Origin of the sequence: Clostridium lundense DSM 17049, assembly GCF_000619945.1 — a bacterium.
Classification (GTDB): Bacteria; Bacillota; Clostridia; order Clostridiales; family Clostridiaceae; genus Clostridium_AO; species Clostridium_AO lundense.
The window spans coordinates 42,190-61,421 of the sequence record NZ_JHVC01000023.1 but is presented as its reverse complement, the minus strand read 5'-3'; the positions used below and the strand labels follow the sequence as shown (position 1 = coordinate 61,421).

Here is a 19,232-nt window from a genome sequence, read left to right as displayed (position 1 = left end):
TATTGTATAGCTCTGTTTTATTCTCTGTAATTGATTGATATTACTCATTTTAAACTACCTTTTTATTAATTGCCCTTTAAGTCTGTCCTACTTCAATAGGATTTGATGGCAAATTCCAGTGCACTATTTTTCTACAATAATAGTGAAAATCTAAACCTTCCTGACCTATTGAAGTTGTTGCCAAAACAAATGGTCTAAATGGAGAATTAAAACTAAGTCTTATATTATCCTTACGTTGGACACTTTTTCCCTCATTTTTAGTGTCATAAAATCCAACTGCATAATTTGACCTAATTTTTATATACTTGTCTATATTTTTATTTTCTTTTTTATTTGCATTAAAAACTCTAGCTTTAAAAGTATCAAATGTATCTACATTATAGCTTGCAGTATGTGTTTTTAAAGTCTTAACCATAATATTTACTAATTGCTCATTTCTATATTCTAAATTACTATTGTTAAGATCATGTCCCTCTAAAAGCAAATGTGCATATTCATCTAACATCGCCTGAATATTTCCATCAATACAATACTTAAGTACATTTTGCCAATAAGCATCTTTATTATACATTCCATATTCAAGTTCAATTATAGAAGTGGCTTCCTGCCCATTAAAACGGTCAAGTATTGTCTTCGCAAGTTTTACAGAATAAGTGGTTGCCCCTTTAACATCTGGATTAAACATTCTGAGAGCACAAATAGATGGAGATCCAAGTACCATATTTACAAGTACATCAGTTAAATCCTTGGTTTTTCTACCAAGAACAAGTTTATCTTGACTGAAATATATACGCTTAAGTTCTTGAAAATGCTTAGTATATGCACCCTTATCATCTTCCTCATTTTCTATACCATCGTCTTGTTCTACCTGTTGTGATAAATCTGGATTTTCAAACCAACTTCTAATGTTTTCTTCCTCAATATCAAACATTAATGGAGTAATATAATACCAACTATCATCCTGTCTTGAACCATCATCTTTTGAAATATAATCTATCTCACTAATCAATCCTTCAATTTTTAGCTTTAATTCTTTTCTTAAATCCTTTAAAGATAATTTTCTATTAACAGCATCTATAGGATCAAACAATTTTGCTAAAGTAACCGAAGGATATAAAAGGCATAAAAATGCCATATTAGCAGGTGTATTGTCACGCATACTAAATTTAAGCCTTGGTGATGGAAAACGATTTTTAGCAAAGTAACTACGATTTTCTTTCTCATTATTTGGAGTACTTCTAACTAAATTTCCTACTGTAAGTCTCTCTGCTTCATAAGAAAGCATTGCTGCAATTGCACGTGGAACCATTTCCCAAGCAGAAAATACTAATACCTTTGAGAAATTTTTATGTCCTGCAAAACTACCCCCAAATTCATAATAAGGCTTTGATGGTGGTATCCACATTAGCTTTTCAGCATTTTTAGGTAACGCTACTTCCTTAAGTTTAGCAAGCCTTGCATTAGTAATTGCTATTTCATCATATTTAGCTATAACTTCTCTATTTAACCAAAGCCTCTGCTTATTAGCTAATTTTATTTTATCTGGATTGTTCTTAAAAAAATCAAATATTTTCTGTTTAAATTTGTAATGCTCCATAAAAGACATTATAAATGGTGCTGATTTAATATACTCAACAGGAACTCTATCCTTAAGTCCAATGTCATTTAACATTAAATCTGTTTCTACATAAGCTAATACATCATCTTCCGTTATATGCAATTGTCCTTTTTTAAGTTCAGTGTCTATTAATTCACTTGCTCCATCAACTAACATTCTCTCTGTTCTACATATTCCTTTATATAAATAATCTTCTGCTAGTTGTTTTTTAGCAACAATCATTGCAAAATTATTGCTGCAAACTTCACTCAATGCAATAGAAAAATCATTCCATACATTTCTAAATTCTGATTTTCTTATAGGTTCATCTTCAAAAATAAAATCTGTTACCTGCATAAACTCTTTATAATGTTCATCATTTTGTGTTTCATTTATCTCTTCAAGAGTTGAATATAATTTATATGGAGTTGCTGATAAAAGTAAAATCTTCACTTTTTCATCATTATTACTGCAATTAAAAAACTTTTTAGCAAGCATAGCCGTTTCATTATATGCATATGTATCTATAAGTTCAGGGAATCTTTGAAATTCATCCATTATTACAAGATCTGCATCCATTAAATCTACACTTATCTCTGCCATCATTTTTCTTAATCTATGTATGACGCCATTTACTCCGTTAATGCGCTTATATCCTGCACTTTTAATTTTTTTACAGACTTCAATGACTTCGAAAAATAATTCTTCATTTTCATTAAAATATTCTTCAACTTTTCCTAACATTAAATTAATATACTTACCATTGCTATTCTTATTACACTTAACAACTCTCTGCTCATACCAATCTTTTGCCCAACACTCCCAAGCTTTTGGTGCTGTATCAATTAACAATATTTGAAGTCCTTTCAAATATGTCTTTAAACCACTATATCTTCTTAAAATGGCATAAATCAAAGCTCGCTCTTGAACGCTACCACATCCAACAGTCATATTAAAGGAGGTTGAAGGAGTTAACGGTATTAGCTGTATATAATTTTCTTTTATTCTAGGGTCATTATCATTTTCAAATATTTTAAGATGCTGCATTGATAAACGTGTATCTGATAAACCATCTATCGTTACATTTTCATCTATTTTTAATTTAGCAAGATTTTGACCTGCAATACTTTGATTTGAACATATATAAACTACTTTAAAGAGTTCTTTGCTTAAAACTTCTTTATTATATCTTGCTGTTTTAGCTATAGTCCCCCTAGCAATCAACGTTTTTCCAAGACCTACTTCATCTGCAACAAGTATTCTTGAGAAACCTGTAGTAAATAGATGATAAATTCTTTCTACAGTGGCAAGCTGAAAATCTTTTAATCCTGATAATATACCTCTTTCTTTTTTTATAAGATCAATCATCGCTTCACCTTCTTTACTGCGGATACAAAAGTCTTATAAAGACTATTAAATTCTTCTGGAATTATATCCTTATCTTTTATAATATCAATTATATTTTCAATATCCTTCAGTTTCTCTGGAGAACTTGAGGCTGCTTTAAGCATATTTTCATATAAAATTGGTAGTTCTAAAGCCTTCAACTCCCACTTACCTGATTTATTTTTTTTCTTCTCCATTTCTTCAATAACTGATAAAAGAAAATCATCAGATAATAAAAATGCTACATATTTCAAAAATGTTTGTTTATCACTTATTATTGACTTGAAAACCTCACTATCCCTATCCTCTGGTATACCTTCTGTTCTTATTTTTATTATTCTCTGAAGCTCTACCCCATCTTTTTCAGCACATATTTTATAAAATTCTCCTAATTCAATTAATCTTAAATTTTCTATAACAGTTAGGTTTCTAAGCTCTTCAAAGTTATTACTTAATAACGGTGCTATTGTAAAATTAATATCTTCTGGAATAATGCCAAATTCAATATTTATAGAATAAGTACCATGTTTATCAATTACAGTTGATTTTGATTTTGCTCTACATAGCTGTTTTATAGCCTTTTGAAGTTGCTCTCTTATATCTACCTCTGCCTCTTCAAACTCAGGTATAGTTTCTATTTTTTCAAAAGGATTTTCCTTTTCATCTTCCCCAAATAAATCTACTAATAAATCTGTAATTCTAAATCCCCACTTTTGATACTTCAATTTAAGCATAAACTCAACATTTCCATAAAATGCACTATTTGAACAATTAGCTGACCCTAAATAAATATGATGTTCATTGTATTTTGTTTTAGCATACATTTTGGCATGAATATCCTGTCTTCTATAAATATCATTCTTTTCATTATCACCACTAATGGTTTCTTCTCCATCCACAATCAAATCCTTTAATGCATAAACATCAAAGTCTTTTAGTAATCCTCTGTCCAATTTAACAATCTCTGTTTTACGTGTAATTAAAGTTTTAGAAGCATTAGCTAAAGATAAATCATTAAGTTCTTCTACTGTTTCCTTACTTAAAAATGGTGATATAATTATCATATTATGATATGTATTAAACAAATCTGTTTCAGCCTTACCATGGCCATTAATTCCTATAGGACAAAAATCAAAGTCAGTAAAATTTTTATCTAGTGATTTGAAATGTACATAGTCAAGCTCTGAAATTATTTCCTTCATATCTTTTTTCTTTTTATCATTTTTTGCATAGGTTAATAGAAATGTAATGAACTCAGAAAGCGGTCTGTTTTTTAGTGTTTTTTTATTATTTCTATTGCCTTCTAAGGCTACTGCCATATCCCAACTTCTATCAAAGGTAAGATTACGACTTAATACCAATAAGCGATATAATTTTTCATCTTTATCATTTACATATTTTATAATCCAAATCTTTGGATGGAAGGACTTATTATTCTTAAGAGCTACTTCATGCACACTGTCTTCAAGGAGTGAAAAAATAAAATTCGCATTTTGTGGTACTTTAATTTGCCCTGCTTCTGAAAACAATATAAATTTATCAGCACTTCTACGCAATCCTTCAAGTATAAAAATAGGATTTTCTATGAAAGTACTATCCATCTCTTCCGAAAGACTTAATGCCATTGGTACTCCAACTAAAGCTTCTAAATCAAGGGAATATGTTGTTCCAATAGCAAATTCCACCTCATAACCTAAAGGTGGATTTAAAAGGCTACTATAATTTAATCTATCTTCTGCTGGTCTAATCATTTTCCCCCTCCAATCCTGAATAAATATCAACCATTAATCTTTGTGCATTTTTTAAACGATATTGAAGACTTCCCCCACCGAGCCAATCGCCTTGTTTATATACATATGCTTTACTGTTTTTTAACTTTGCACGCTCTTTTCCTTTTAGTTCAATTTCACGTTCAATAATAAGATTATCTATCTCATCAATATTTCCAGTAACAACTTTCTCTTTCCATCTACTCAAGAATCTTATTAATTTACCGTTTCCTATTTTAAGTCTTTTAATTACTTGATAAAAGTCATAACCTGCAAACTCATTTTTTACAAAAGCACTGTTAATCCACATTTTCCATGCTTCCATAGCTTCTTGATTTTTATTATTTGAAAGTATAACATTGTATCTTATGTTAGCTCCATAAATGAATTTTCCAAAATTCTTTGCCATATCATAATCAACCTTAATATTATCAGATAATGGCAATAAATCACCTATAGCATCAAACTCAGTATTATCTAATACTTCTTTATAATTATTCTTTAAAATAAAAGCAAATAATGAATCTTTTGAAGCTTCAGCTTTAATAATTCGTTCCCTTAAATACTTGGCTTCCTCATATTTTAAATTAATAGAAATATCTTCTTTCCAATTTGGCTTTGGTAATATGCATCTCCAAAATCCACCTAAAGTATCTCCTTGCATTACATCTGCATCATCACTTTTTGCCCCTTTTTCTTCATGCCCATAGCTGCTCAACTGATTTTTATGTTCCTTAATACCGCATACTGCTCTAGCATATCCATCAAGTGAAAGATTATTATACTTAAAAATACCAAAAGTTCTAAGACCATTCCAATAAATGCTTGACGGCTTTCTTTTAAGCTTAGAACCCGCACGTCTACCAATTACACCATCAACATCATCTTTATTCAATGTTTTTATAAGCTCTATTTCAGTTTTACCAAGCTTATCAATAAGACTTCTTGTTGTAATATTTTTTTCTCTTTCAAGCTCCATTAAAATATAAGGGACTATAAAAAAGTATTTTGCTCTTGTCTGTACTGTTGATGTTCCTGGAAAAAGAATATCAGCAAAACCATCACGTATTACTCCTATTCCTATTTCATCAACTGCATCTGGTGCAGAAAGAGCATGAAGCACTGCCATAACCTTATTTCTATGTTCATTTGAATAATCTATCCAGCCCAACTGAATCTTTTCTGCCAACCCTAACCCCTCACTTCAAAATCTTATATATTTAAATTTCAACATATATTTCCTTATAACCACTTAAAAGGGAGTGTCGCAAAATGATTAAATTTTAATCAGGAGCGATGCTCCTTTTCGGTTTAGAACAAAATATTCTAAATATTACAAATGCCACATCTATTATTTTAAATACTTTTGAATTTTAAACGCACTTAAATAAGCCTAATCAATTTATTCCATAATTAGGCAGTAGATTTTAATTCATGAAGATGATTCTGAGTTCTTTCGTTTTGTATTTTAGAATGTAATTTGTTAATGTTGTAGCCAAAACAAAGCAAAATAAATTCAGTTTTAACACTATTTTTTCCACGTGTTAAAAATCTATTGAATTCATAATCACTTTTTAGAACTCCAAATGCTCCTTCGACCTGAATAGATCTGTTCATTCTTAATTTAGTTCCAAATTCAGTTGTAATATTTTTATAGGATATTTCACGCTTTTCCACAAAAGTTTTTGAAACTTGCATTTTTCTATTTCCTTTTGCTTTTGTGCACTTTACTTTGTGAGCACAGTTATCACAGTTTTCACATTCATACACCGTTACTTCTGATTTGTATCCACTTGCGGATTTTCTATGAATAATAGAAGTCGATATTAATTTTTTATCATTATGGCAAATATAAAAATCTGATTCAGCATCATATTTCATATTTTCACGCTTACTTATATCATTTTTAAAACTTCTTTTTTTCCACTTCTCATAAGTTTGTGGTTTTATATAAGGAGTTTGTTTATTTGATTCTAAAAACAAATAATTTTCTTCACTTTCATAACCTGAATCTGCAATTACATTAAGATATTTCCGGCCAATTTTTTCTTTCATATTCTTGAGCATAGGTATTAACGTTGCTATGTCATTTCTATCATCAAATATTCCGACACCGGTTACGTATTCACTTTGTAAGCGTAAAAAATTAAGTATCTAGATAACCTGGCCTCTCATTGATAAAGTTAAATTAAAAGATTATTAATGGGAGGACTAATATGTCTAGAAAATTAGATAATGCCAGTTGGGAAGAATACATCAATAAATTTAATTCCTATAAAGGCACAATAACTTTAAAAGATTTTTGTATAGAAAACAAACTTTCCAAAAGCCAATTTTATTATCATAAAAAAAGAATAGCTACAACAAATCCTACAACATCTATTTTTCATGCTGTTTCATTAAATACCAAGCAAGATAATATAGAAAAAAATATCTTAACTTCAAAGGAAGTTAAAATTACTATTGGAACTGCTAATATAACTATTCCGGTTAGTGAAACTACTTTAATATATTCAATAATCAAAGAGTTAGCTGCAAAATGTTAAATATTGATAAAGTAGAAAAAGTTTATCTTGCCTGCGGCTGCACGGATTTAAGAAAAAGCATTGATGGATTAGTTATGATAGTTCAAAATCAATTTAAGCTTGATCCTTTTGAGAAAGCATTATTTGTTTTTTGTAATAAACAAATGGATAAGTTAAAGATTCTTCACTTTGATGAGGGATTTTGGCTATATTATCATCGTTTAGAAGCGAATCGCTTCAAGTGGCCTATAACTACAGAAGATGCTATGAAAGTAAATGTTGAAGAATTACGTTGGCTTTTAAAAGGTTATGAGGTAAGAACAAATTCTAAATTTAAATCTATAAAACCTAGTAATTATTATTAAAAATTCGCACAGCAAAAAGCCGTTGAAACCCTTTATTTTCAATGGCTTTTGTGGTATAATGAATATATTAAACAAACGTTAAAGAGGTAATCATGAATCACGAAATTTTGACAAATGAACTTGATGAGGTAACAAAATCATTAATTGAAAAAGTTGAAAAAATGTCAACTGAAATTGATAAAAAGGATAAAGAATTAAGTTCAAAAGATGAAGAAATACAAAAACTTAAAAATGAGTTAGAATACTTAAAAGGTATTATTTCAAATAAAAATAGAAAGATATTTGGAGTGTCTAGTGAGCAAGTAGATATAAACCAATTATCTCTTTTTAACGAAGCTGAAAAATTTAGTGATTCAAATGCAGAAGAACCTACTTTAGAAGAAATTACATATAAAAGAGCTAAGAAAAATCATTACATAGGGAAAAAAGATAATTTAGCAAACTTAGAAAGAGTTGTTATTGAGCATAAATTAGAAGGTGATGATCTTATCTGTAAAGATTGTGGTGAATTACTCACAGAAATTGGAGTGAAATCTACAAAAGAAATCATCAAATTAATTCCAGCTAAACTTGTAGTTGAAGAACATATAATTTATAGTTATGGTTGTAAATCATGTGAAAAAGAAATTGGTGAAAGTAATATAATTTCAGCACCAGCTCCTAAAACTATTTTTTATAATAGTATGGCTTCTAATGAGTTAATTGCTCATACTGTTATACTTAAATATCAACATGCTATGCCACTTTATAGACAGGAACTTTACTTTGATATGATGGGAGCTACTCTTTCAAGACAAACTCTATGTAACTGGACTATGTCCGCAGCGGAAGCTTTAGGTCCAATATATAACTACATGAAAAAAGAATTACTTAGTAGAAATTATATTCATGCCGATGAAACTACTTTAAAAGTAATTAATGATAATGGAAAGGATTCTAAATCTAAAAAGTATATGTGGTTGTACATGAGCGAAACTGAATCTGCTCCAGTGATTTTGTATGAGTACATGAGCGAAACTGAATCTGCTCCAGTGATTTTGTATGAGTACCAAAGCACTAGATCAAGCTCTTGTCCTAAAAGTTTCTTAGGAGATTTCAAAGGTTTTCTACAAACCGATGGCTATAATGGTTATAATTCCGTTAGCAACGCCATAAGAGTATATTGCTTAGCTCATATAAGAAGATATTTTCATAACATAATAGTTGATTTAGATGAACAAGCCCTAAAAAATTCTAGAGCGATAATAGGGTTTAATTATTGCGAGCAAATTTATAAACTCGAAAAAGAGCTTAGAGAATCTTATTCAAGTGATGAAAATTACTATGACGTTAGATTTGAAGTAAGATCTAAAGAATTAACATCAATAATAGATAAATTTATTGAATATACTGAAATAGAAATCAAAAATGCTCTTCCAAAAAGTCCATTAGGTAAAGCACTTGAGTATGCTAAAAAGCATTTACCAGGTGTAAAAAATGTATTATTAGATGGTTCTATAGAAGTTGACAATAATGCTGCTGAGAGAGCAATAAAACCTTTTGTTATAGGCAGAAAAAATTTCTTGTTTGCCAATACTGCAAAAGGTGCAACTTCAAGTGCTACTATTTATAGCATTGTTGAAACTGCCAAGGCTAATAAACTAGTAGTAGAACGGTACTTAGTTTATTTATTCGATAATCTATCAAAGATAGATTTATCCGATAGCGAAAGCCTAGAGAATCTTATGCCTTGGTCGAATAAAATTCCTGAAAATATGAAAATTAAAGATAAGAAATAAAATTAATCCTAGTAAAGCTTATTATTGCCTTACTAGGATATTTTAATACGTTCAATATTATAAAAATAGGTACCAAAATTTTGACGCTTACTTCACTTTCGACTGCAATTTGTACATTATATGCTGGCTTTAATTGACCATTTCTCATATGATCATCTTTCATGTGCATGAAAGTCGCGTCAGGATCAGTTTTAGAATAACTATTTCTTTTTGAAAACAGATTTTTACTAAAATTATATCTTTCTTGTCTTTCTTTATATTCCGTTAGTTGCTCTGTCCATTTTTGAATCTTAGTTTTTCTCTTACCTATTCCATGAACAAATTCAATGCTTCTTTTCTTTTTTTCAGATTCAAGCCATTGAAGAATTTTAATAATGTCATCAATCATTGTTTCTTTCTCAATAGTAAATTGCCTCAATTCTTCAAGATTAATAGTTTCTAAGAGAACAAGAATTTTATCAAACATTTTACCCTCATTTTTTAAAATAGCTTTTTTCCAAACAAAAGTATAACGATTGGCATTCGCTTCGATTTTAGTACCATCAATAAATGCATTTTCAAATAGTATTTCATTTTGATTAGCTAAATAATTAACTTGTTGATAAAATAAATCTTCAATTACCTCATTTGAAATGTAGTCTTTACGAAATCTACTGATTGTAGCATGATCGGGTACCTTATAACATTGAAGTAACCACTTGAAATTTATATCTCTTTTGCATGCTTTTTCGATTTTTCTGCTTGAATAAATATTTTGAGAATAAGCATACGATATTATTTTGAACATGATTTTAGGTTCCACTGCCGGTTTTCTTCCAACGGAAGAGTACGCCTTATACAACTTACTGTAATCTAATCCCTCCAATACATGGCTTAGCAAGCGGACAGAATCATCTTCTGGTATTAAATTTTCTAAATTTAATGGTAATATAAGTTGAAAATTATCATTAAACTCATTATAATCTTTAATGTATGATTTATTTATTAGCATAATTTAATTATACAATTAATGTGAGTTCTTCGGAATTCACATTTTTTATTTCAATAAGTCAGGACCACCAGTAAAACTGGTGGCTTGCTCTGCGCCTATAAGGCTCTGTTACTGGCTGTGCTACTCGCACGTTGAAACATCTAACTCATGCAAAGCTCCCCTAGTGCCATTAAAATGGCTCTTTTTTGTGGATTTTCCTTGTTTTTTGCTTTATAATAATGCTTTTTTTCTATACTCAAACTAAACATTTTTAACTTACAAGTTTGTTCATTTTAATACTGTAAGCATCTCAAATGAATTTATTCTATTTACAAAGTTAGTTTTGCAACAGCCCCACTTATTTACATTATACTTGTTTTTTATGCTAAAGACTATAACTTAAACTTAGAAACTTCCATTTTTAATTTTTCTGCACTTTCTTTTGCTTTTAAAGCTTCTCCTAAAACTTCATTAGATTTAGTATTTACTTCTTGCACCCTATTTGCTATATCTGTAGTTGCTCCAGCTCCTTCACTTGCTGCTCCTGCAACTCCATCAATAGTTTTTAGAATATCTTGTACTGATGCTAATAGTTCTTCTGAAGTTGCACTTAAATCTGTAGAAAAATCTTTATAATATAGTGCATCATCATTGTATTCTTTACTTGTTTCTACTAAAGTTTCGTAATCTTTTAAAACTCTATTTTCAATAAAGTTTAACATATTACTAGAATTTGATGTTAAATCGTTAACGGAAGATAATATAATTCCTGTAGTGCTTTGGATTTTATTTATAGTTTCACTAGACTGTTCTGCAAGTTTTCTTATTTCTTCTGCTACTACACTAAATCCTCTGCCTGCTTCCCCTGCTCTTGCTGCTTCTATAGCTGCATTTAAAGCAAGTAAATTAGTTTGGGAGGTTATTTGAAGTATTGAATCTGCTAAAACATTTATTTGTTCTACTGCTTTTGCTTTTTCTATAGATTGCTTTAGTGCTTTTTCTGTTTCTTTAAACATTCTTTCTGTTTCTCTTTGATTATTTTCTGATGTAAGCATAATATTTTTAGCTTTTTCACTTATTCCTGTAGCTTTCCCCGCACCTTCCTCAGACTTTTGTGCTACAGAACTAACCGCTCTCTCCATTTCCCCAGAGGTTGCTGCCATTTCTTCTGCTGAAGCTGCTGTTTCTTCCGTGCTTGCTGAAAGCTCTTCTGTAGTTGCTGATACTTCTTCTACATCATTATCTAAATTATTAATACTATTTTTAACATTTCCAACTATATTTTCAATATTATCAGCTTCAAAAGTTATATTTAAAACTAACTCTTTAAGTGAATTTTGAGTCCTGCTTATAGCTTGTGCAATCTCACCCATTTCATCTTTTCTTTTTGTGAATTTTTCTGGTGCCTCCGTTGAAAAATCACCTGTAGCCATAACATTTAAATGATTTACAGCAAGTGTTAAGGGGTTTACTATATTTCGTGATATAACATAAACTGCTATAGTTGCAAAAAGGATTGCAAAGAAAATAATAATATTTAATACTAACATCGTTTTGTTATATTCCAATTGTTTATTTTTGATTGTATTTTCTCCATCTTTAACGTTATAATCAGATAGGTCTCTTAAATTATTTTCAACTTCCAATAATACATTTTCTACTTTATCAAATTCTTTAATAGCTTCTTGTTGTTTACCTTCAAGAGCAAGTTTTATAGCACTTTCTCTCCCATCTCTATATTTTTGCATATTACTTTCAAGAGTTGGCAAGAGATCAGTTTCATATTTATCAAGTTCTGTTTTTTTATAAGTTTCAATTGATTTGTTGAATTTTTCCTTTCTTTCTTCAATATCCTTTAATTTTTTATTTTGCGCTTCTTTGTCATTAGTATGAAGCATAATATAATAAATATCTGCTTCTACAGCTTCTTGTTGCGCTCTAGCATCGTTTAAACTTTGTATCGATACTAAATTATTGTTATACATTGAATCTAGTTTTGACTTCAAACTTCTAATATTTACATACATCATAGAACCTATTATAAAAAATAAAACACCTATAAATAATACCATAGTAACTATTTTTGTTCTTACTTTAAGATTATTTAACATTTTCTATCCCCCATCCAATACAAAATTTTATACTATTTTTAACTTTACTGAAATGTAAATTTTGTACCCCTTCCTTTATAACTCTTTACTTTTATTTCTCCACCCATAATTTCTACAAGTTCCTTACAAATTGCAAGTCCAAGTCCAGTACCACCAAAATTACGTGTTATAGATTTATCTGCTTGTGTAAAAGGTTTAAATATTTTATTTATTGCTTCCTCCGTCATTCCTATCCCTGTATCTTCTACAACAAAGATTATTTTATTATTAATGATATAATTATTGTCAATACTAATTTTTAGCAAAATTTTCCCTTCATTAGTAAATTTAATAGCATTACTCATTAAGTTCATTATCACTTGGGTGAGCCTAGTTGGGTCGCCTATAACAAAGAAAGGCACATCTGAATCAATAATTACTTCTAATTTTAATTTCTTTTCATTTATCTTCACGCTAAAAGGTTTTATAGATCTTTCTATTATATCATATAAATTAAATGTAATTTCTTCTAACTCAATTTTATTTGATTCCAATTTAGCTAAATCTAACAGATTATTTGTAATAGTTAAAATTAGATCAGCACATTCTTTTATATAATTAACATATTCTAATTGTTGATTATTTAAAGTAGTATCTTCAAGAAGTTGTAAAAAACCCATTATCCCATTTATAGGATTTTTAATATCGTGAATGATTTTAGACACTATCATTGATTTTTCACTATTATATATCAATAGACTCACCTTCTACTATAATATTAACTTGTCTTAGTCAATCAACCCTGTTTTCTATATTTGTATTAGTTATAATTGTATCAAATTTAACATATTAGTTCAATGTTAACTTATTGGCTTCTGTATTCATTAACAGCTTATTGATATATTATTTTTGGGTGATGAAAATGAATTTAGATTATACATTAATTGGCTTAAGAATTAAAAATTATCGTAACCAACAAAATATTACTCAAAATCAACTATCAGAGATGCTTGATGTATCAAATGTTTATATAAGCAAAATTGAACGTGGTACAACTAAAATAAATTTAGAAATGCTTTATAAAATATCGACCATTCTTAATATCCCTATATCCTTTTTACTTACAGGTATTGATGAGGAATCAAATAATTATTTAGATTCAGAAATTGCTGAGTTAATTAGCAAGTGTAGCATCAAGAAGAAAAAATTAATTTATGAACTTATAAAAGCTGTTGTCAAATCTTAAGAATTATTTGATAACAGCTATTTTCAACTTAACAATTATCCAATATTTTACTGATTTCATTTTACGGTACTCTGGATTTTTTATAACTTACAGTTTATATATTTTCATTTATTCTATCTAATTATTTATAATAAATGTTATTTTTTGACTTTTAAAATAAATAATTATATTATTTATTGGAACAGAATAAATATTTTGTACAATTTTATTATAATACAAATTCCATACTATGCAAGTATTGTTTTTATTATAGCTAATATTTGGTATAAATAAAAGATATTGTGGGTTATCTTGTAATATAATTACAAAAATAGCGTAATTTTTACTGGTTTTTCTTTTATAATAATTACTATAATTGTACAAAATATTTATATTGTATCATTATTTCACTAAGGAGAATGTAACATAATGAGAAACACAGAAACTAAAATTAAATATTTAACTCAAAATGAAGCAATTGCACTTTTTAATTCTATTGAAAGTTTAAATTCATCTCATTCTTTACGTGATTTGGCAATATTTAGATTAGCATATAGATGCGGATTACGAGCTTCTGAAATTTCACTTTTAAAACTTGAAGATTATAATATAAATAAAGGTGAAATCTACTGTAAACGCTTAAAAGGAAGTAATAATAATACTATAAGATTAGATGAAAAAACAAAACATATTTTAAACAAATATATTCAGAAAAATGGGATTTCATCAACATCTGAAATACTTTTTAAAAGTCAAAAAAATAAACCTATATCAAGACAAACTTTAAATTATTTAATGAAAAAATATTGCTCATTAGCAAATATAGAAGATAAATCGAAACATCATTTTCACGCACTTAAACATACTACTGCTGTTCATCTAGCTGAATGCGATATGGATATAAAAGAATTGCAGTGGTGGTTAGGTCATAAATCTGTTTCAAATACTGAAATATATTTTCAATTTACAACTAAGCAGCAAGAAAAAATGTATGCCAAATTAGAAGGTAAAACCGAAATAGTATAATGCCTAATGTCAAATAAGCTATATGCATATATATTTTGTATACATATAGCTTATTTTTATATTCTTTTTACTCTTGTAAAGTAATTACAGGAGGAGATTTAAATGAAATATGAACCTGATTATAAAATTATCGGTGAAAGAATTCGTTTTGAACGTGAATTATTAGGAATATCAAGAGAAAAATTTGCAGAGCTTATCGGTCTTTCTCCTGTTTATGTTGGTGAAATTGAAAGAATAGAAAGAAAAATGAGCATGGATAGTTTAGTTAACATATCTAAAAATCTTCATAGCTCTATTGACTATTTAGTTTTTTGAGATAATAATTCTCAGTTAGTTAAAGAGACTACTAAAATTGCTTCTCTTCTATATAAGTGTTCAAATCACGAATCGGAAATAATCGGAAATAATTGGAAATATTATTAAAGTTATACTTCCACATATAAAATAATAATCCTTTAAGCAACATCTCTTGATTTTAATGATTCTTAGATGTTGCTTTTTATATTTTATAGTTTAAATTTAGTATTTAATTGAATCATTGACTTTAGTATCTCTCTATAAAAAACTTCACATAAATAAGAATAATCATTATTTAGATCTGCTTCTTTTAAAGCTTCATAGTAATAATCTTTATTTTCATATTTTAAGTAAACAGGAGGTAATCCTTTAATCTTAAATAGCCAATTTAACATAACTCTAGAGCATCTACCATTTCCGTCAATAAATGGATGAATTACCGTTATTCTATGATGGATTTTTACAGCTTCTTCTACATATTCTGCGGTAGACATACTATTCATTTTATTTATTAATTCCTTTAACTTTTCTTCTAGTTTTAACAGCTCATTAATTATATTATTATAGTCAACTGTTTCAAATTTTGCTTCTGTAACAAAATTATTTGAGTTTCTTATTTTCCCTGCTGCTTCTGGGTATGGTGCAAATTGAAAAAGCATAGTATGTAGCTTTAAAAGTTTAAAGATGCTAATTGTTTCTTCTGTTTCTAGTAAAAAATCATAGATAGATGCATGTCCAACAACTTCAATTATATCTTTGTATTCAGATTTGCAATATTCACTGTTTTGCTTATAAATTCTAATATCTGTTAGAATTTCAGCAACATCCTCTCTATCAATATTTACCCCTTCAAGTCTATTTTCATTATAAATAAAATCATTCTTGAATTTATACCAAACAGCCTTACTTTCATTGTTGTAAAAATAATCGTAGGAATTTATTATATTTCTTAATAATGATGAATCATATTTCTTAAGCCCTAGCTCAATTCTCTTTTTATCAGGTTTAAATTTATTTATTCGCTTTTTTAGCTTTGAGGGTTCTATGTCCCCCTCAACTTTATTAAGTTTATAAGCTATATTAAACACACATGCTTCAAAACTTACGCCAAAGTAATCAGCAATATAAATAATATTTTCAAAACTTACATACCCACTATTTTCAAATCTATACACCTGTTTTTTTAATTCTTCTGTTGGCATTAATAATTCACTGGCAAATTTATCAGCATACTTTTCAATAGGATTTTTTTCTCTTCCATCAATTGGACATATGGAACTTTCATTTTTATCTTTTAAATGATGGCATAGCTCATGTGCGGCTGTAAATCTTTGCCTTGTTACTGGTCTATTGTTATTTATACCTACAATAGCTATATCATCCTCATCTTCAGGAACAATGTAAATACCTTCTAAATCCTTAAAATCCCTGAATTGATAAACTACATTCATCTGCTTTAAAATATCAAAAGGATCTATTGGATAAGAAGGTATTCTTTGAGAAAAATATATTTCTAAAACTTTCTTTGCAAGAATTTCTGGCTTATAGAAATAATCTGATAAATCTATACTACTAAACATTTGCTACAAGTCTCTCTTTTATTTTTTTCTTGAATTCAATTAAATTCATTATTTCTTCTTTATCTATATCTGAAAGACTAGAAAATGCTCTTGCAAACATTTTAGTTTCTTTGGTATTGTCCTGATCATAAACTAACTCATCTAAGGTTACTCCATAAATTTCAGCGAATTGCTTTAATTCATCTGCCGTTACTTTTCTACTTCCAGTTTCAATCGCAGTTATTGTTGTCCTATGAACCTTCATTACATCGGCAACATATTCTTGTGAAAGTCCTAAGTTTTTTCTAGCTTGTTTAAGCCTTTCATTTAACTTATTTGACATACCTCTCACTTCCTTTCACTATTATTATATGCAATTTAGATTGTTTTCGCAACAAAAAATGTTAGATATTCTAACATTTTTATTGTTACCATCTCATTTTAAATTTATACAATGTTCCTATAATTCTATATAATGCACTTTTTACAAGTTCTTATTTCTCTATCATTAAGTGTATTTGCAAATTTTTCTGCTTCAACAAAACTTGAAAATTCCCCATGCCATTTTCCATTCCTATTTCCATGAATATTCTTATTATTACCTTTTCCATGGTTACAAAATACACAGCTATCTTTGTGAATTACTGCTTTCTTTTCTGCTACCCAATTTTCATAAACCCAATATTTATTAGTAACACTTGTTATATCTTTGCTATTTTCTACTTCAACAATAAGAATTTTAAATTTACCCCATTTTTCATCACTAATACTACTATAATCCTGCCAGTTTAATTTATAGTTTCCCTGCAGCAATAAAGATTCTTCTCTGCCCCTTTTAGTTCCTATTCCTGCTGCTTCTCCCCATTTAAGTTCCCCTGATTTTATTTCATCTTGATTTATTCTAAAATCCCTATCACAGGTTTCCTTAGCGGAGGACTTTGTCCAATAACTACAGTCATTAGTTAGAAAAATAGCATACCCCTTCTTATATTCATTATGGTTATAAATGAGTTTTTCAATTCTCATAATATCTTTTAAGAAGTCATATCTTCTTATATCTTGTGCTCCATGATTTTTTAATAAATATCTTTCTCCATCTACAATAGTATCACAAGCAGCAGTTACATATTTTAACTCTATAGGATAAAACTCATCCTCTTCTTTAAGAAGAATATCAATATGCATAGATGGATCAATATGTGCAGGAGAGTATTCTAATCTAACATCACTTTTGGGCATATGCCTTTGTAGCTCCCAAGAAAGTGCAAACTGAAAGTCTGCCTCCGAAAAAAAGATTTTTCTTTTATTACTCAAGGAATTTATTGTGGTGATTATATTTTGTTTTGAAATCATTTATATTACCTCTCTTAAATTTTATCAGCATAAACCATTTGCATAAATAGTCCTTTGCTATCCTTCATTGGATTTTGGGGTATTGTTTTAAATCCATTTTTATATCCAAGCATTCCAGTAATAGAAAGACATAGTGCATCTATGATATCATCTTTAATACCTTTCAACTTGTCATCAGAATATAGTACTTCTCTAATTTCATCAGTCTTCTCATAATAGCGGCTTAATACCTCTAATCTTCTTTCCATTCCTTCATCTGTTTTCTTGTTTTCAAAAATAGGCATTGCCATTCTTCCATCAAAATTAAACATTGCGAAACAGATTTCTGGATGGCTTTCTAAAATCCTATTTTTAAACTCTGATGCATTATTTAAAAATTCATCTATCTCTTTTATTTTGCTGCAAATGGAAAAAGATTGTTTGCTTAAACCTTTTCCTAATATATCTCTATTTATTTCATTAGCCATAAAATAATCATCTTCATACACAGCTTGTCTGCATGGGACTGTAAATATACAGGATGATCTTGAAGATAATATTTTTCTTCCTTCTGTTTCCGGCCTTATATCATATGTATTTTCAGGAAGTCCAATAGGCATATCTATTAAAATTGTATTACTATCACTATATTTTGCACATATTTCTTCTATATTCTTAAAAACATTAATTTCAAAATCATTATCTGTTATATTTACTGCTACATAACCATGTTTACAGCCATCAACACCAACATAACTATTCTTAGTATCAGATTTGTTTATATTTTCAAAGGCATATATAAATTCACTTTCAACAGTTTTAAAATCTCTTTGTGAAAAGTTATGCTTCATAGCTATAAAAGTCTCTTCATCAAATATTTTTTCATCCATAAGCTCTATAAATTCATAATAAAGCATTACGTAATCAATTTCTCTTATTTTATATATTTCATCTTCTGTTAAATTGATAAGTCCAAATTTTTCGTATATTACCTTTTGAAGCTTATCTTCAATAACAAAATATTGTGATAAATTCTTTTTAACTGGTCTTGTTAAATCTGAAATATAGCTTTCACTGGCATCATGTAAAAGACAGCCAAGCTGAACTCGCTTTGAATATCCTCTAATTTTTGCTTCCTTATAACAATTAATAGAATGCTGAGCTACAGAATAAAAGTGTTTAAAATGCCCGTTTGCCCTTGTGATCAGAGAAAGAGCATGGGATATATCTTCAATTTTTATATCTTCCATTAATGGTTCTAAAGGATAAAATTTAGTTTTTGTATAGGTTAAAATGTAATCGGACATATTTAT

At 28.5% G+C, this 19,232-nt stretch carries 15 protein-coding genes and 2 pseudogenes; 6 read left to right on the top strand and 11 right to left on the bottom strand.

Translation table 11 applies throughout. The features are described 5' to 3' along the window. Nucleotides 1-76: 76 nt before the first annotated feature. The 4 genes and pseudogenes from T514_RS25045 to T514_RS25040 all read right to left on the bottom strand — a co-directional run. Nucleotides 77-2,965, bottom strand: a complete 2,889-nt coding sequence (locus T514_RS25045; RefSeq protein ID WP_034869707.1) for a DEAD/DEAH box helicase family protein — start codon at nt 2,963-2,965, stop codon at nt 77-79. Further along, nucleotides 2,962-4,734, bottom strand: coding sequence for a phospholipase D family protein (locus tag T514_RS0119285; protein ID WP_027626247.1), 1,773 nt, complete (start codon nt 4,732-4,734; stop codon nt 2,962-2,964). The genes T514_RS25045 and T514_RS0119285 overlap by 4 nt, the downstream gene beginning before the upstream one ends. After that, entirely contained in the window at nt 4,727-5,941 is a 1,215-nt protein-coding gene (locus T514_RS0119280; protein WP_027626246.1) for a DUF6361 family protein, read from the bottom strand. Before T514_RS0119280 ends, T514_RS0119285 begins: the two co-directional genes overlap by 8 nt. A 224-nt stretch (nt 5,942-6,165) precedes the next feature. After that, nucleotides 6,166-6,888, bottom strand: a pseudogene (locus T514_RS25040) (transposase); the annotation flags it as partial. An 80-nt stretch (nt 6,889-6,968) separates the two neighbouring features. Between T514_RS25040 and tnpA the strand changes: the two are divergent. The 3 genes from tnpA to tnpC all read left to right on the top strand — a co-directional run bounded on the left by tnpA (nt 6,969) and on the right by tnpC (nt 9,420). Then, on the top strand, nt 6,969-7,298 hold the full coding sequence (tnpA, locus tag T514_RS0119270; RefSeq protein WP_027626245.1) for an IS66 family insertion sequence element accessory protein TnpA: 330 nt from the start codon (nt 6,969-6,971) through the stop codon (nt 7,296-7,298). Next, nucleotides 7,292-7,642: an IS66 family insertion sequence element accessory protein TnpB gene (tnpB, locus tag T514_RS0119265; protein WP_027626244.1), complete on the top strand. Its 351-nt coding sequence runs from the start codon at nt 7,292-7,294 to the stop codon at nt 7,640-7,642. Before tnpA ends, tnpB begins: the two co-directional genes overlap by 7 nt. A 92-nt stretch (nt 7,643-7,734) precedes the next feature. Next, nucleotides 7,735-9,420 carry an IS66 family transposase gene (gene tnpC, locus T514_RS0119260; RefSeq protein ID WP_051542177.1) on the top strand — a complete coding sequence of 562 codons (1,686 nt, stop codon included), beginning with the start codon at nt 7,735-7,737 and terminating at the stop codon, nt 9,418-9,420. 91 nt (nt 9,421-9,511) lie between these two features. Here tnpC and T514_RS25035 read toward each other — a convergent pair. From T514_RS25035 to T514_RS25030, 3 genes and pseudogenes are all read right to left on the bottom strand, one after another. Further along, nucleotides 9,512-10,411, bottom strand: a pseudogene (locus tag T514_RS25035) (transposase); the annotation flags it as partial. 371 nt (nt 10,412-10,782) lie between these two features. Further along, on the bottom strand, nt 10,783-12,501 hold the full coding sequence (locus tag T514_RS0119250) for a methyl-accepting chemotaxis protein (protein ID WP_027626242.1): 1,719 nt from the start codon (nt 12,499-12,501) through the stop codon (nt 10,783-10,785). Nucleotides 12,502-12,545: 44 nt separating this feature from the next. Next, nucleotides 12,546-13,211, bottom strand: a complete 666-nt coding sequence (locus tag T514_RS25030) for a sensor histidine kinase (protein WP_156940012.1) — start codon at nt 13,209-13,211, stop codon at nt 12,546-12,548. Nucleotides 13,212-13,402: 191 nt separating this feature from the next. Here T514_RS25030 and T514_RS0119240 point away from each other — a divergent pair, with 191 nt between their 5' ends. From T514_RS0119240 to T514_RS25025, 3 genes are all read left to right on the top strand, one after another. Then, nucleotides 13,403-13,726: a helix-turn-helix domain-containing protein gene (locus T514_RS0119240; RefSeq protein ID WP_008423886.1), complete on the top strand. Its 324-nt coding sequence runs from the start codon at nt 13,403-13,405 to the stop codon at nt 13,724-13,726. A gap of 408 nt (nt 13,727-14,134) precedes the next feature. Beyond that, on the top strand, nt 14,135-14,731 hold the full coding sequence (locus T514_RS0119235; RefSeq protein WP_027626241.1) for a tyrosine-type recombinase/integrase: 597 nt from the start codon (nt 14,135-14,137) through the stop codon (nt 14,729-14,731). A gap of 102 nt (nt 14,732-14,833) precedes the next feature. Next, nucleotides 14,834-15,046, top strand: a complete 213-nt coding sequence (locus tag T514_RS25025; RefSeq protein ID WP_242850634.1) for a helix-turn-helix domain-containing protein — start codon at nt 14,834-14,836, stop codon at nt 15,044-15,046. 191 nt (nt 15,047-15,237) lie between these two features. Here the strand turns inward: T514_RS25025 and T514_RS0119225 are convergent, their stop codons facing one another. The 4 genes from T514_RS0119225 to T514_RS27655 all read right to left on the bottom strand — a co-directional run bounded on the left by T514_RS0119225 (nt 15,238) and on the right by T514_RS27655 (nt 19,226). Continuing rightward, a complete protein-coding gene (locus tag T514_RS0119225; protein ID WP_027626240.1) occupies nt 15,238-16,608 on the bottom strand; it encodes an ImmA/IrrE family metallo-endopeptidase in 1,371 nt (456 codons plus the stop codon). Continuing rightward, on the bottom strand, nt 16,601-16,930 hold the full coding sequence (locus tag T514_RS25020; protein ID WP_034869689.1) for a helix-turn-helix transcriptional regulator: 330 nt from the start codon (nt 16,928-16,930) through the stop codon (nt 16,601-16,603). Before T514_RS25020 ends, T514_RS0119225 begins: the two co-directional genes overlap by 8 nt. 125 nt (nt 16,931-17,055) lie before the next feature. Further along, nucleotides 17,056-17,940 (bottom strand): hypothetical protein, encoded by an 885-nt coding sequence (locus tag T514_RS25015; protein ID WP_051542173.1) that lies wholly within the window; start codon nt 17,938-17,940, stop codon nt 17,056-17,058. A 14-nt stretch (nt 17,941-17,954) separates the two neighbouring features. Next, entirely contained in the window at nt 17,955-19,226 is a 1,272-nt protein-coding gene (locus T514_RS27655; protein WP_034869687.1) for a DUF429 domain-containing protein, read from the bottom strand. Nucleotides 19,227-19,232: the final 6 nt, after the last annotated feature.